Genomic DNA, 14,383 nt, shown 5'->3' with positions numbered 1-14,383 from the left:
ATTATGAGCTACCAAAACTTAATAGACTTTTCAGTTCATCCATCCGATGTAGATCGATTCGATAACAAATGGGAGGGATTAAAAGAATATATCAACACACAAGAATTAGATGGAGTAGAGTTATTAATAGGTTACGATCATCCATCTGACGAAATCCCAAAGGAGGTAGTAAAATCAATTCATTTGCCTTTTTGGGTAACATGGTTGGATGTTTGGCGAAAAGGAGAGGAGGCTGCAAAATATTATTTCCCGGATGTAAATACTGATTATTTGCAATTTTGTTGTGGAGGAAGGAATGCTTCCGAAATGGTGCAAACGCAAAAAAAGTTATGGGAGCAAGCAAGTTTGTTTAATCCAGCTCATGCCGTTATACATGCTGCCCATGTTGAGTTAGATCACGCCTTTTCACGCGATTTTACTTATAAGAATATCGAAGTGAGTTCTAATTTGGCCGAGATGCTAAACCGTACGGCACAAGAATTCACCGATGGAGAACCTCCGGTTACTTTGGCTATTGAAAATTTGTGGTGGCCAGGTTTGGATCTGCTATTTCCAGCAGAAGTTGATGATTTTGCAGGAAGGTTAGAGTTTAGCAATTGGAATGTTTTGTTGGACACAGGACATTTAATGAATACAAATCCAGCTCTGCGTTGCGAGGATGAAGCTATCGATTTTGTTTTGGATAGAATATCAAGATTGTCAAAAGATGTACAGGCCAAAATTAAAAGTTTGCACCTGAATTGCAGTTTGTCGGGAGAGTATCAGTTAAAACAGATACAAAATGGTTTTCCTCAGGATTGGGAAAAACTTACTCATCGCGAAAAATATTCGGCAGCTCGTAAGCATGTTTTGCAAATTGACCAACATTTGCCATTTCAAACGGAGCGTGTGAAGGAGATTATTGCAGAAGTGCAACCAGAGATTGTAGTTCATGAATTTATCACAAAAGATATTGATGAATTTACAGGCAAATTAGAAGTACAGCGAAATAATTTATTGTAGGACACGCCATGGCGTGTCCATTTTTAGATCATCTATTTTATACGATTCCATGTATTGTATATGCATCCCGAATAATCTTTTCCTGGAGCAGCCAATTCAAATCCTTCTTTAAATGTGTTTTCGTCAACGATCTCAAAAGTGATTCTTGCCCTAAATCCTTTAGGAACATTTTCTACCGCTTCTGTTTCAAAAACAAATACACCTTCTTTCGAATTATCCAATACAAATTGATTTACATAGCCTTCGATATTAAACTGTCGATAGATGATTTTCTTACGAAATCCATCGAAACTAATGTATCCTTTATCGATATGTAATTCGCCTTCAGGATATTTTTCGCTTGGTTCAAACTTGGTTTCTACATTTAATGTAATGTACCGACCATTCATTTCTGTTGCAAAAGATTGCTTCCCAATTCCTTTTCCAGCTTTGCCGGTTGTCTCACTTTCCCAATTCCCCATAAAATACTCTAGACAAGAGAAATGTTCTGGTAATTTTTGATCTTGTGCCATCCCAATAAGTGGGAAGAATAGCAATGCGAATAGTAGTTTTTTCATATTTGTTGATTTGTATAATTTAGAATGAGAAAGGTACCATTTATTTGAATTTGTTGAGTTATAGTTTGTTTAATTAATTGACATTGCAGGTAATTCTGCGTAAATTCTTATTTATTTTAAATTAGGAGGATTTAATAATGGAGTTATCACTTTACGAAAGATTAGGCGGAAGCGAAGGGATTACAAAAATAGCTTGTGATACTGTTGACTTACATCTAAAAAACCCGACAATTTCACCACGTTTTTTTAAGAGCGATGTGGCTGCGTTAAAAATAGCAGCTGCAACTTTTTTTATTATGGGAACAGGTGGTCCAAGTGTTTATGAAGGAAAAGATATGTTATCTACTCACAAGGGAATGAACATTAGTGATGTTGAGTTTAATGCTGTTCTGGATGATATATTGCAGGCACTTGAAATGAATAATGTTGGACAAAAGGAAAAAGAAGAAGTTCTTTTTGTTTTGTATGGTATGAAGAAAGATATTGTGGCAGTATGACACAATTTAAATTTCAGAGTGAGCGTAAGTGAAACTGTGAAATTGCCGATATATAATTAGTTAGGCATGTAGAGAGTAATGCGAACAAATGGCTTTTACTAATTAATAATCGGTATATTACCATATTGAATGTTTTTTTAAGAGATTAGATCCGCCTTGGTTTGATCTCTTTTTTTTATGAATTCAAGCATTTCCAATTGTTCTAAAACTTATTTTTATTTCCAAAATATTGCATAGCTTTGCAGCAATTGGGTTTCTTGTCTCAAGAATGAAAAGGGAATTTGGTGAAAATCCAAAGCTGTCCCCGCAGCCGTAATACTTTCTTAGGATAGTTAAGTCGGAATACCTGCCTAATTAATGAAACTATTTCGTGACTTCGGGGAACTGAGTAACGGGAGTATAATTTTAAGAATTGTATTTTCTTATCATCCTTCCCCACAATAATTTGTGGAAGAAATGAACTTATTAAAAACGATCGGCCTAAACTTGTTGCTTCTGACTGTTTTAGGTTTTGTTGCATGTCAATCAGGAGGGCAAAAAAAGAAGACTTTACAAAATTCAGAATCAAATGTTGCTGATAAGGCTTTTTATCATCAAACAAAACTGAAGTATGCAAAAGGATTCGAAATCAAAATTCTTGATAATAATTTGAAGGAATTGATAGTTTGGGATCCTTGGAACAAAGGCAAGGTCTTTCAGAAATATTACCTTAAAAACAGAGGAGACAAGTTTGAAGGGCAAATTCCTGATGATGGTTTGTTGGTAGAAGTTCCTGTTAGAAGTATTGCCGCGCTATCGAGTACGCAAATCGGAATTTTGAAATTCTTAGGTGTAGAGGATAAAATAGTAGCTGTTTCTTTGCCGAATAGGATTTACGATGAAGAAATCGACAAGAAAGCTAAGTCTGGTAAAATTCAGGCGGTAGGTCATGCAGAAACCTTAAATTTCGAAAAAATTGTTGAAATTGATCCTGATTTGGTGATGGTAGCAGGTTTTATGAAGATCACCGATCGTGAAACCAAATTAATGCAAGCTGGATTGCCTGTTGCATATAATATCGAATGGATGGAAGCTTCGCCTTTGGCTCGTGCCGAATGGGCCAAGTTTATCGCTGCCTTTTTTAATAAAGAAGCTGAGGCTGAGCAACACTTCGATGAGGTTGAAAAAAGGTATAATGATTTAAAATCAATTGTAACTACTGTTAAGAATAAACCTACAATTCTTTCAGGATATAACTTTAAAGGCACTTGGTATATGCCAGGAGGGCAATCTTATTTGGCTCAATTTCTTAGGGATGGAAAGGCTGATTATTGTTGGTTTTCGGATAGTACAAGCGGGAGTATGCCTTTAAGTTTTGAAACTGTGTTCGACAAACAACATGATGCCGATATTTGGTTTGGTCCCGGACAATGTAAGACAATAAAAGATCTGGAGAACCTTGATGATAGGTACACATTGTTTGAGTCGTACAAAACAAAGCAGGTATATTGTTATACCAAAAGAATGAAGGAGAGTGGTGCCAATGATTGGTTTGAATCTGGAGTAATGCAGCCTGATGTGGTATTTAAGGATATTATTAAAATTCTGCATCCGGAGTTGTTACCGGATTATGAATTGCATTTTTATCAGAAACTGAATTAAAAGAACTATGATTTCTCAGAAAGGTAAAATTGTATCTATTTTATTTGGAGGTTTAGGCCTTATCATCATTACTTTATTATTGCTAGATCTAATTTTTGGATCAGTAAATATTCCTTTTGAGAAAGTGTTTGCGATATTGGCAGGAAATGAGGTGAAAACTTCTTGGAATTATATTGTTCTTAATTTTAGATTGCCCAAAGCATTAACAGCTATTTTTGTAGGTGCAGGATTATCAGTAACAGGATTGATGATGCAAACATTGTTTAGAAATCCATTAGCGGGCCCTTTTGTTTTGGGAATTAGTTCAGGTGCTAGCTTAGGTGTTGCATTAATGGTAATGGCCTCGGCAATTGTTCCAGCCTTTTTTGGAGTTGTTTCTGCTTTTCTCGGGAATTGGGCTTTGGTGGTTGCTGCTGTTGCAGGTGCTTCACTTGTGTTTTTGCTGGTAGCGCTGGCCTCAATTCGAATATCCGATAGTGTCTCTTTATTGATTATTGGAATCATGTTCGGGAGTATTACTGGAGCAATCGTTAATATATTGCAATACTTTAGTGAACCCGAACAGATACAGAGTTTCATTGTATGGACATTTGGTTCTTTGGCCGGTGTAACATGGACTGAAATGCAGGTAATGGGGCCCATTGTATTTACAGGTTTAATTTTGGCATTCTTCCTGATAAAACCTATGGATGCACTGTTGTTAGGTGAGAATTATGCCAGAGGAGTTGGAATATCGGTAAATAAAACCAGAATTGCTGTAATCATTAGCACGGCTTTAATTGCTGGAACATTAACGGCATTTACTGGTCCGATTGCTTTTGTGGGTGTTGCGGTTCCGCATATTGCTCGTTCCATTTTTAGAACAGCAAGTCATAAAGTGTTAATGCCTGCTGTAGTTCTCATTGGAGCAGCAATCATGTTAATCTGTGATATATTTTCTCAATTACCGGGTAATCAAAATACATTGCCTATTAATTCTGTAACTGCTTTATTTGGAGGGCCGGTTGTAATATGGGTAATCATGAGGAGTAGAAATGTAAAAGCATCCTTTGGTGGATAATGGAAGTATGAAAGAGGAGAGAGAGCATCAAAATATATTGGTTACCAAAGATCTTGCAATTGGTTACAAACAATCGAAAAAAGATACTTTGTGTCTGCTGTCTGATATTAACCTAACGATTCGTAAAGGAGAGATGGTTTGTTTACTTGGCCCTAATGGAGCTGGTAAATCAACTTTAATGAGAACCATTGCCGGTATACAATCTCCATTGGATGGTCGCACTTTGGTAGAGGACATTCCCATTCGAGATAGAAACTTTAAAGAAATTGCACAGCTTCTTAGTATTGTTCTTACGGAAAGGATTAATGTTGGTAATCTTACGGTGTATCATATCGTTTCTTTGGGGCGTCATCCGTATACTTCCTGGATGGGGAAATTATCTGATGCTGATAATGAAAAAATAAAATGGGCTCTCGAACAAGTTGGATTACTGCATTACGCAAATCACTATATTAATCAATTGAGTGATGGTGAACGTCAGCGAGTAATGATAGCAAAGGCTTTGGCACAAGATACTCCTTTGATCATGTTGGATGAACCTACAGCGCATCTCGATCTGCCGAACCGTGTTGAAATTATGCGTTTATTGCATCGTTTGGCAAGAGAAACCAACAAAGCCATTTTGATGTCTACTCATGAGTTGGATTTGGCTTTACAAGCAGCCGATTTAATTTGGTTGATGGCAAGAAATCAACCCGTAAAGGTAGGTGCTCCTGAAGATTTGGTATTGAATGGTAGCATTGAAGATACTTTCCAGAATAAATCTTTCAATTTCGATAGAAAGACCGGTAATTTTATCATGAATTACCAGAAAAAACAAACCATTCAACTTTTGGGTAATGATGTAATGGGATTTTGGACACAGCGTGCCTTGTCTCGTGAAGGATACCAGGTTACCTGTGAGCAAGTGGGCGACTGTTGCGTGAAATTAATGGAAGATACCATGAAATGGGAAATCCATCAGAATGGAAGCGTTACATGTTGTAACAGTATTCAGGAGTTAATTGCCTGCCTAAAAGAAACTTTACACACGAATTAATTGAGCTTGAAAAAGATTTTGAATAAACGATCTTTTTAAGAAAGTTGTAGCGAAAATTTGTATACATTTGCGCTGCATTTGGTTTTTTACTTCTCTATTATCAGAAGTAGAAATGAAAAGGGAATCCGGTGAAAATCCGGAACTATACCCGTAGCTGTAAGTTCTAATATAGCTTTTTGAAATACTCCTTGCCACTGTTCCAAATTGTTAGGAATGGGAAGGCCTCAAAAAGTAGAACAAGTCAGAAGACCTGCCACTGCAAACATTAAGTCATTGCTTTCGGGAAAAAGAGCAAGCGAACGAAAAACTAATCAATAACCAAATAAGGATTTTTCTGCCATAACTGGTCCTTTACGGTATATTGTGAAATTTCTTTTAAGCTCCCTGTCTGCATTGCATTAGTTAATCTTATTTTCATTTTATTCTTTAAAAACATGAAAAGAACATTTTTAACTGCTTTTGCATTGCTGTCATTATTTAACGCTGTAGTAAAAGCTGATGAAGTGCCAAATTCAACTGATGACAAAACGGTTGTAAAGCATTTGAATTTAGAGGAAGTTGAAATTAATGCTTCCAGAGTGAATACGAAAATGAAGGATCTTCCTCAAAAGGTAGAAGTAATTACCAAGAGAACGATAGAGGCTACTCCTGCGAAAGATATGGGAGAATTATTGAAGAAAACTGCAGGGGTGGACATTATTCAGTATCCAGGTATTTCTTCGGCAGTTAGTATGAGAGGTTTTGCTCCTTCAACATCAAACAAATATAATGTGATTTTGATTGATGGTAGACCTGCCGGGACAACTAACATTGCTACAATCGATATGTCGAATGTGGAGCGCGTTGAGATTTTAAAAGGACCTTTCTCAGCACAATATGGATCATCTGCAATGGCCGGTGTAATTAATATCGTAACCAAGGAGAGCACAAAGGATATCGCTGGAAATGCTAGTGTTTCTTACGGAAGCTTTGAGAATCTTACTGGAAATGTGAGTGTAGGAGGAGCTTTATCTGAGTCTATGGATTTTGATGTGAGTTATAACCATCAAAAGCAGGGGAAAGATTACAAAATTGGTAAGAAGAACTTCTTTGGAAAGAGCGATGCCAAAGAAATTCTTGATCCTGCCTCTTATGGTGAGAGAATGGAGCATTCTCAGTTCGAAAGACACAATGCAAGTGCGCGTTTGGGATTTATTTTAAACGAAAACTGGAAGATAAATGTACACCAATCGGTATTTGTTGCAAATGGGATTGAAACACCTGGATCTTTCTGGCAGGTGTATGGCAAGAACTCAAAGGATATGAACAAGTATACAACGAGTGCTGATGTGCTTGGAAAGATTGATATTCATAACCTAAGTCTATCACCATTTCACAGCAAAGAGGAATCCACTTTGTTTAATTCCAGGTATGGAGATACCGAAAACATTCATAAGAATTATGGTTTCATTTTGCAAGATGCTTTTAAGCTAGGAGATCATTCTTTTGCATTTGGTATCGATAGTAAAACAGATGAGTTTGAAAGTAATAAATGGACCACTGAAGGAGATGTAACCAAGCCTTCTGCACCAGCTTATAGAAATATTTGTACAGGAGTATTCGGACAGATCAATACTAAGGCATTGGATGGAAAATTGAATATTGCAATGGGAGCAAGATATGATTTGATCGATCTTAAGCTTGACGCAAATAAACTATTGGGAAATGAAGCAAGTTCTGATGAGTACAGAGTATTTACCCAAAATATTGGTGTGAAATATGAAATCTTACAAGGTTTATCAGCGCATTCAAGTTGGGGTAATGCATTTTATGCTCCTGATGCATTCCAAAAGGCTGGTTTATACACTTCTGCTTATGGAACTACCAGAGGGAATGCCGATTTGAAAGAAGAATCAAGTAATACTTTCGATGTAGGGTTGGAATACAAGAACTTTGAGAAAGGAATTATTTTTGATTTTACTTATTTCAAGACTCATCACAAAGATATGATTGTCCGTTATACCGAAGATCCTGATGGTACTCCATATAATGGTGATGAATACACAACTTACAAGAATATTAAGGGAGCAGATATGAATGGTGTTGAGATTGAAGCATCATATGACTTTGGTGCAGTGGCTGATTACAATTATTCTTTGAAATTGTATGCCAACTACACTCATATTATTGATGCTACCGTTATTGAAAGCAAGAAGCAGGAGGATGGAAGCTATAAAAATATAGATAACCAGATGAGATATGTTCGCGATAACAATGCCAACTTTGGTCTTGAGTTCGACAACCTAAATGGATTCTCAACCAGATTGAATGCTCGTTACATTGGACATCGTTATGAAGACAACTGGTTTAGATTTTACGATAATCGTCCAGATGTAAAGGACGAAATTTTGCGCCACCCAGTTTCTATGATTTTTGATTATTCAGCTAGCTACTCTTTTAACGAGAACTATACTATTGGATTATCAATTTCAAATTTATTGGATGAAAATTATACTGAAAAAGATGGTTATAATATGCCAGGTCGAGCATTTATGGCGAAATTCTCATATCAGTTTTAAGATGTAATATTTATGACAAAACAAAGGGAATCTATTGGGGTAGATTTCCTTCTTAGTATAAGCGATTGTTTTGTTAATGACTGATAAACAGCATGTTTTAAAATGGTTTTTTAATAGTGGATTTATTGGTCTTTTTTCATACATTTGCAACGCATTTGGTTCTCGTACATTTGTTTCTTAACAAATTGAGATGAAAAGGGAATCCGGTTCAAGTCCGGAGCTGTTCCCGTAGCTGTAAGCTCAAAAAAAGCTTTTATTCTGCGATACCACTGTCCAACAATAGGGATGGGAAGGTTGATAAAAGTTGAGCAAGCCAGAAGACCTGCCAATCTGCATACAATTTTTCAAAACATTCGGAGAAGGTGTTTGGAAAACGATAGGTTTTAGTAGCTCAGACTGTTGTTATCCCAATGTTTTCTTCATTATATAGATGATAATGAGAAGAGTATTTGTATATGTCCTGTTATTCTTTGTTATAAGTCCGGCTTATTCAAATTATACTGATGGCTATTATAGTTCAAATGACAGTACTTCTGTTTATGCAAATAAGAAGAAAATTGTAACAGTATTTGACACCATTCTGCTGAATGAAGTGGTGAGTTATGGCAAGTTAAAGAAATACCAATCAGGGGCAAAAATCGAAACCATTCCAGTTTTGCAATTTGATGCTCATCGCGATGGAAGTTTAGAGCAATTATTATCAAGAACTCTCCCTATTACCTTAAAATCAACCGCAGGTACATTATCTACAATACGTTTGAGAGGTACTTCACCTGACCATACCAGTGTCAATTTTGGAGGTATTAACCTTAATTCATTAACACTTGGACAGTCGAACATGAGTAATGTTCCCATGTACTTGTTTGATGAGGTAGGTGTTCAATTTGGAAGTGCAAGTACCGTTAATGGTTCAGGAAGTATTGGAGGAGCGATTCATTTGGGACTTAAAAACAATTGGACAAATGGTGTTAAAGCGGAGGCTAGAATATCTCATGGCTCTTTTGGTGAAGAGTTGTATGGTGCAAAAATATATTTAGGTAATGGCAAGTTTGAATCGGTGACCCGTGCCTATTATTATAAAAAAGACAACGATTTTAAATTCACGAATACGGAAGTACGTGATTTTGAAAATGGCATTTTTCAGCAAGAGGATAAACAGCGAAATGCAAATATTGAAAACAAAGGTTTAATTCAAGAATTCAATTATAAATTTTCCGATCAGGAAACACTCATATTTAATCTTTGGTTAGAAAAAGATTGGCATTTGATTCAGCAAAACATGCAAACTAATCTTACGAAACCTGATTTTAAAGAACCATATGAAGACAAGCATATCAGATTGTGGACATCTTATAAAAATCATAAAAGAGCCATTAAGTATGAGATTAGTGGAGGATATGTATACGACAATGGTATTCACAATAGTAATACAGATGATACCATTCAGACTGAACGTATAATTGGAGAGGCATCAATTGAGCACGAGCTGAATAAAAATATAAGTTATAAGATCGGTGCAAAAGCTAGTAGGATATATCCAACGGTTTACACTTATTCCAGTGATTTGGATTACGAAGATAGAGTTGATTTTTATGCTTCCTATTATCACAAAATTAACCGTAAACTAAAGGCAACCATTAATTTGCGCCAAGGTTTGGTAACAGATTACAGTGTTCCTTTTACACCAAGCCTAGGTTTTAAGTATCTTCTGTTTTCAAAAGAAATTCATGCACTAAGTATAAATGGAAATATCGCTAAAAGTTATCGTGTACCTACCTTTAATGACCGTTTTTGGGGTGATCAGGGGAATCCTGATCTGAATCCAGAGAAAGGAATGAATTATGAGTTGGGTTTTAAGTGGAATTATTCAGATAATAAGACAACAGGACACTTACAACTAAATGCTTTTTATTTAAATGTTGATAATTGGATACTGTGGGTGAATGATAATGGTTGGTATCCTAAGAATGTTCAGGAAGTAGAAAGTAAAGGATTGGAATTAATGACACACTTGAATTACTCGCTTTTGGGATTAAAGGCAAGTTCAGGATTAAATTATACTTATACCTCAACAGAACGTAAGAAATCACAGACTAATTCTGGTGCAGTTGGGCGACAAATGGAATATGTTCCATTACATAGCGGTAATGTCTACTCAACACTTACTTATAAGAACACCAATCTTTCGATAGATTGTAAGTATACCGACGAACAATTTACCAACGAAGAGGATAAGAACATTCTGTCATCTTATTTCCTTCTGAATTTTTCCGTAGGACACCAGTTTAAATTGAATGACAAAAATAGAATCAAAATTAAAGGTCTGGTTAATAATATCCTTGATGCTGATTATCAGTCTACATATGGATATGCGATGCCAGGCGTTAATTATAGACTAAGCTTAACTTATAATATCAACTAAAATAAATAGAAATGAAAATCAAGTTCAAATTTTTGGCAATGTTAGCTATTGCTGCTACTTTATTTGCTTCATGTAGCTCAAGTGATAGTGATAATGATCCTGGTGTAGGTACTTGTTATGTGGTTAATTATGGTGGTTATGACGGAGCTAAATCGAGTATTTCGGTTTACGATAAGGAAAGTGATATTTTAACCAATGATCATTACGAAACCGTAAATACTGTTTCAATAATTTCTAATGTGCAATATGCCTACAACTACGATGGTAATGTATACATGATGGGTAACAATGCAGATCAGATTTTTTGGGTGGATAGTAAATCATGGAAACAAACAGCAAATGGACTGGAAGATGACATTATCAAACCACGTTATTGTGTAGCAGATGGAAATTACCTTTATGTATCATGTTGGGGTGGAGATATTTGGAATGATATCACACTTTCTTACATTGCAAAGATAGATTTAGATACTAAAAAAGTTGTTAAGAAAATAGCTTTGGAAGGTGGACCAGAAGGTTTAGCAGTTGTTAATGGTAAACTATATGCAGCATTAAATTATAAAAAGAGCATTGCCGTTATAGATATAGATACAGAAGAAATCAGTTATATTGAAACTCAAGCAGTATCAAGTTATTTTGTAAAAGACAATAAGAATAACCTATATGCTTCTCAGGTTAGCAGTTATTCAACTCCTTCAACAGAAACAGGTTTAGCTTATATTAATACAACAACGAATGAGTATGAATTATATAAACTTGATGGTATCAGTACTAGCTATGTAAACATCATGTCAGCAAATGATAATTTTTCAAAGTTATATGTAATGACTTCAGCTTATGATGCTAATTACAATAAGTCTGGAGCTATTGCAGTATTTGATACAGAGGCCAAAAGTTTTGCAGCTAAAAATTTAGTTGAAGGTGTTTCTGGAATAAATGGAGTAGGATTTTACGATAACAAAGTATGTGTATTTACTTCACCAAGTACGACCGCAAATGGGAAGTTAACAGCTTATGATACAGATGGTAATCTGATTAAGGAATATGAAACAGGCATTTCACCAAAGATGCTTTTAGAGATTAAGTAATAATAAAAGCATGAATTGAATCTAAGAGCAGACGAAAGTTTGCTCTTTTTTTTACATTAAATTTACTCGCAAATTCAACCGTTAAATTAGGAAAAGCATATTCATGCGATGAAGTATGATCACATTTACAGTTAAATCCTATCGTCAGCGTGCAATAATCATCTTCTGAATTGGTTCGAGAACTCATTTTCCCCAAAAAGTACCTCCTGAATTGGCTGAGGAGCTCGTTTTCCCAAAAAAGTACCTCCTCAATTGGCTGAGGATCTCGTTTTCTCAAAGAAAGTACTTCCTCAATTGGTTGAGGAGCTCGTTTTCTCAAAAAAGTACTTCCTGAATTGGTTGAGGAGCTCGTTTTCCCAAAAAGAAACTCCTCAATTGACTGAGGAGCTTTTGTAATTAGTTTAAATTCTTTTTCATGATGGATTTGTTATTCTTTTTGTCTGCTTCAAATCCCATTTTCTCCATGTATTTTAGCATTTGTGTAGAATAACAGTATACCGATTTAATATTGTGATCGCTTAAAGTTTGTTTTAAGCTTTTGTACAAATAGTCACCAACTTTAAAATCTCTGTATTGAGGTAGAGCATAATCTAAGTCTATTCTTAGTTCGTTTTCTTCTTGTGTACCAATGAAAATTCCTGCCACGGCCATATTTCTCAATACGAAAATACCCAGCTGTTTTTCTTTCTTTTCAAAATTAGGATAGAAATTACTAATGTCTTTTTTGTAGTAGTCTAAAAGGTGTATTAGCAATTCATCGTTTTCTTTTATCTCAATTACTTTAAAATCTTCTTTTTGTCCATACATTTTTTTCAAATTGTAAATGTTGGCACAAACAATTAAAAAGTTCATGATTCCAACAGGCAATGAGCCAATTAAAAATCCATAAGTCGAGAAGAGAATAGCTCCTGCCAAATTGTACCATCGAAGTTTTATAATCGATGTCATTGTTAATGATACCAATACAAGAACAGATGCAGCGTATCCAATCCATTCCAATACAGAAATACCTAAAATGTTAAATTCTAACATAAGAGTTAAGTTTAAATAAATAATAAATTAAAATGGGAATGGTTGTGAAAGTAGAAACCTTCCAACACAATGTTGAAAGGCTTCTCAAATGTACAAAATTATGAGGAATTACAAACCTGTCATTAAAAACAATGGCTGAAGTTCAAAACTATTATACTTTGGTCGGAGTCTTTCGATATTGTAATAACGATCAACATCTACCAATTTTTTCGAGCTGGTAACAATGTCAATAGGTGCGTTGTCGTATCTTCCGTTGCGCAATGTGATTAAACGCCCATGAATTCCTTTAATAATTAAATCTAGAGCCAAATTACCAAAGGCCATTGGAACAATTGAGTCAATTGCATCCGGATCACCACATCGTACCATATAACCCAGCTTTTGATTGATGACATTAATTGGTTTGGAGTTATTGAATTTAGGAGATAAAATTTTCATCTGTTCCGATACTCGATCTCCAATACCGCCTAGTTTTTTATGTCCATAGTCATCCATTGCATTATCCTGGAAAATCATCTCTTCACCGGAAAAGGCTGCTCCTTCCGAAATCAGTACAACCGAGTATCTACTTGGGTTTGAAAATCGATCCTGAATCATTAATTCAGTAAGACGTTCAATATCGAAATTGTGTTCTGGAATAACACAGCGATTCGCTGCACCTGCCAAAGTAGGCAGAATAGCAGTAAAACCGGCATATCGGCCAAATACTTCAAGTACCAACAAGCGTTCGTGCGAACCTGCCGAAGTTCTTAAGCTGTGAGTAAGTGAAATGGTTCGGGTAATGCATGTACTAAATCCAATGCAATAATCGGTTCCGGGAACATCATTGTCCATGGTTTTAGGAATGGCAATTACCTTAAAGCCTTCCTGGTATAAGCGAACTCCATAGCTTAGAGTATCATCACCACCAATTGGAATCAAATAATCTATATTTAAGAAATCAAGATTGGCAAGCACTTCTTCTGTCAAGTCATTTACATCCTGATCGTATTTGTCTTTTAAATGTGTAGGAACTCTTTCCCTGGATGTTTTAGAAGGATTTACTCTTGAAGTATGCAGAAATGTACCTCCTGTTCGTCCCACTTTATTTACCAACTCTTCGGTTAAAACTTCAAAGTTTTCACTATTGTCTGCCTTTTCATCTCTTACGATATCAATCAGACCTCTCCAGCCTTTTCTAATACCGATTACTTTATAGCCTTCTCTTAATGCTCTAATGGTAACGGCGCGAATTGCAGGATTCAATCCGGGAACATCACCGCCACCTGTTAAGATGCCTATTATCCCTCTACAAGAATTATTATTTTTCATCTGCTTTGTTTTTTATTCATTTATCAGATGGAACTTTTCATTCGCAAATTATTATTGTGGTTCTAGGCTTAATAATAATTTGTTCATGAACGTTTCATAGCAATAAACTTTAGTGATTGATATCAAATGTAATACCTTATCAATTTCAAAATGACTTTGGTATAAAATCACTATAA

General features: G+C 35.5%; 11 protein-coding genes and 3 riboswitches. Of the genes, 8 read left to right on the top strand and 3 right to left on the bottom strand.

Annotation, left to right across the window (positions count from 1 at the left end; translation table 11 throughout):
• Positions 1-3 precede the first annotated feature (3 nt).
• Entirely contained in the window at positions 4-1,002 is a 999-nt protein-coding gene (locus tag M0051_RS00465; protein ID WP_306739581.1) for a TIM barrel protein, read from the top strand.
• Between the two features lie 32 nt (positions 1,003-1,034).
• On the opposite strand, the gene M0051_RS00460 is transcribed toward M0051_RS00465, so the two are convergent.
• The gene (locus M0051_RS00460; RefSeq protein ID WP_306739580.1) at positions 1,035-1,559 is read right to left on the bottom strand and encodes a hypothetical protein; all 525 of its coding nucleotides are present in this window, start codon (positions 1,557-1,559) and stop codon (positions 1,035-1,037) included.
• Between the two features lie 137 nt (positions 1,560-1,696).
• On the opposite strand from M0051_RS00460, the gene M0051_RS00455 reads away from it, so the two are divergent.
• The 7 genes from M0051_RS00455 (at position 1,697) to M0051_RS00425 (ending at position 11,864) form a co-directional block, all read left to right on the top strand.
• Entirely contained in the window at positions 1,697-2,056 is a 360-nt protein-coding gene (locus M0051_RS00455) for a group 1 truncated hemoglobin (RefSeq protein ID WP_306739579.1), read from the top strand.
• 233 nt (positions 2,057-2,289) lie between these two features.
• Positions 2,290-2,425: riboswitch (cobalamin riboswitch) on the top strand.
• Between the two features lie 87 nt (positions 2,426-2,512).
• The gene (locus M0051_RS00450; protein WP_306739578.1) at positions 2,513-3,697 is read left to right on the top strand and encodes an ABC transporter substrate-binding protein; all 1,185 of its coding nucleotides are present in this window, start codon (positions 2,513-2,515) and stop codon (positions 3,695-3,697) included.
• A 7-nt stretch (positions 3,698-3,704) separates the two neighbouring features.
• On the top strand, positions 3,705-4,757 hold the full coding sequence (locus tag M0051_RS00445) for an iron ABC transporter permease (RefSeq protein WP_306739577.1): 1,053 nt from the start codon (positions 3,705-3,707) through the stop codon (positions 4,755-4,757).
• Positions 4,750-5,796 carry an ABC transporter ATP-binding protein gene (locus M0051_RS00440; RefSeq protein ID WP_306739576.1) on the top strand — a complete coding sequence of 349 codons (1,047 nt, stop codon included), beginning with the start codon at positions 4,750-4,752 and terminating at the stop codon, positions 5,794-5,796. The genes M0051_RS00445 and M0051_RS00440 overlap by 8 nt, the downstream gene beginning before the upstream one ends.
• 62 nt (positions 5,797-5,858) lie before the next feature.
• A riboswitch (cobalamin riboswitch) is annotated at positions 5,859-6,069 on the top strand.
• 161 nt (positions 6,070-6,230) lie between these two features.
• On the top strand, positions 6,231-8,354 hold the full coding sequence (locus M0051_RS00435; RefSeq protein WP_306739575.1) for a TonB-dependent siderophore receptor: 2,124 nt from the start codon (positions 6,231-6,233) through the stop codon (positions 8,352-8,354).
• A 139-nt stretch (positions 8,355-8,493) separates the two neighbouring features.
• Positions 8,494-8,699, top strand: a riboswitch (cobalamin riboswitch).
• Positions 8,700-8,790: 91 nt separating this feature from the next.
• The gene (locus M0051_RS00430; RefSeq protein ID WP_306739574.1) at positions 8,791-10,776 is read left to right on the top strand and encodes a TonB-dependent siderophore receptor; all 1,986 of its coding nucleotides are present in this window, start codon (positions 8,791-8,793) and stop codon (positions 10,774-10,776) included.
• An 11-nt stretch (positions 10,777-10,787) separates the two neighbouring features.
• The gene (locus M0051_RS00425; RefSeq protein ID WP_306739573.1) at positions 10,788-11,864 is read left to right on the top strand and encodes a hypothetical protein; all 1,077 of its coding nucleotides are present in this window, start codon (positions 10,788-10,790) and stop codon (positions 11,862-11,864) included.
• Positions 11,865-12,260: 396 nt separating this feature from the next.
• Here M0051_RS00425 and M0051_RS00420 read toward each other — a convergent pair whose 3' ends face one another.
• Positions 12,261-12,896, bottom strand: a complete 636-nt coding sequence (locus M0051_RS00420; protein ID WP_306739572.1) for a hypothetical protein — start codon at positions 12,894-12,896, stop codon at positions 12,261-12,263.
• Between the two features lie 108 nt (positions 12,897-13,004).
• Positions 13,005-14,207, bottom strand: coding sequence for a 6-phosphofructokinase (locus M0051_RS00415; protein ID WP_306739570.1), 1,203 nt, complete (start codon positions 14,205-14,207; stop codon positions 13,005-13,007).
• Positions 14,208-14,383 lie beyond the last annotated feature (176 nt).

This window comes from Marinifilum sp. D714, assembly GCF_030851345.1.
GTDB lineage: Bacteria > Bacteroidota > Bacteroidia > Bacteroidales > Marinifilaceae > Marinifilum.
Note: the sequence above shows the minus strand (reverse complement) of the source record. Positions and strands in the feature narration are given on the sequence as shown.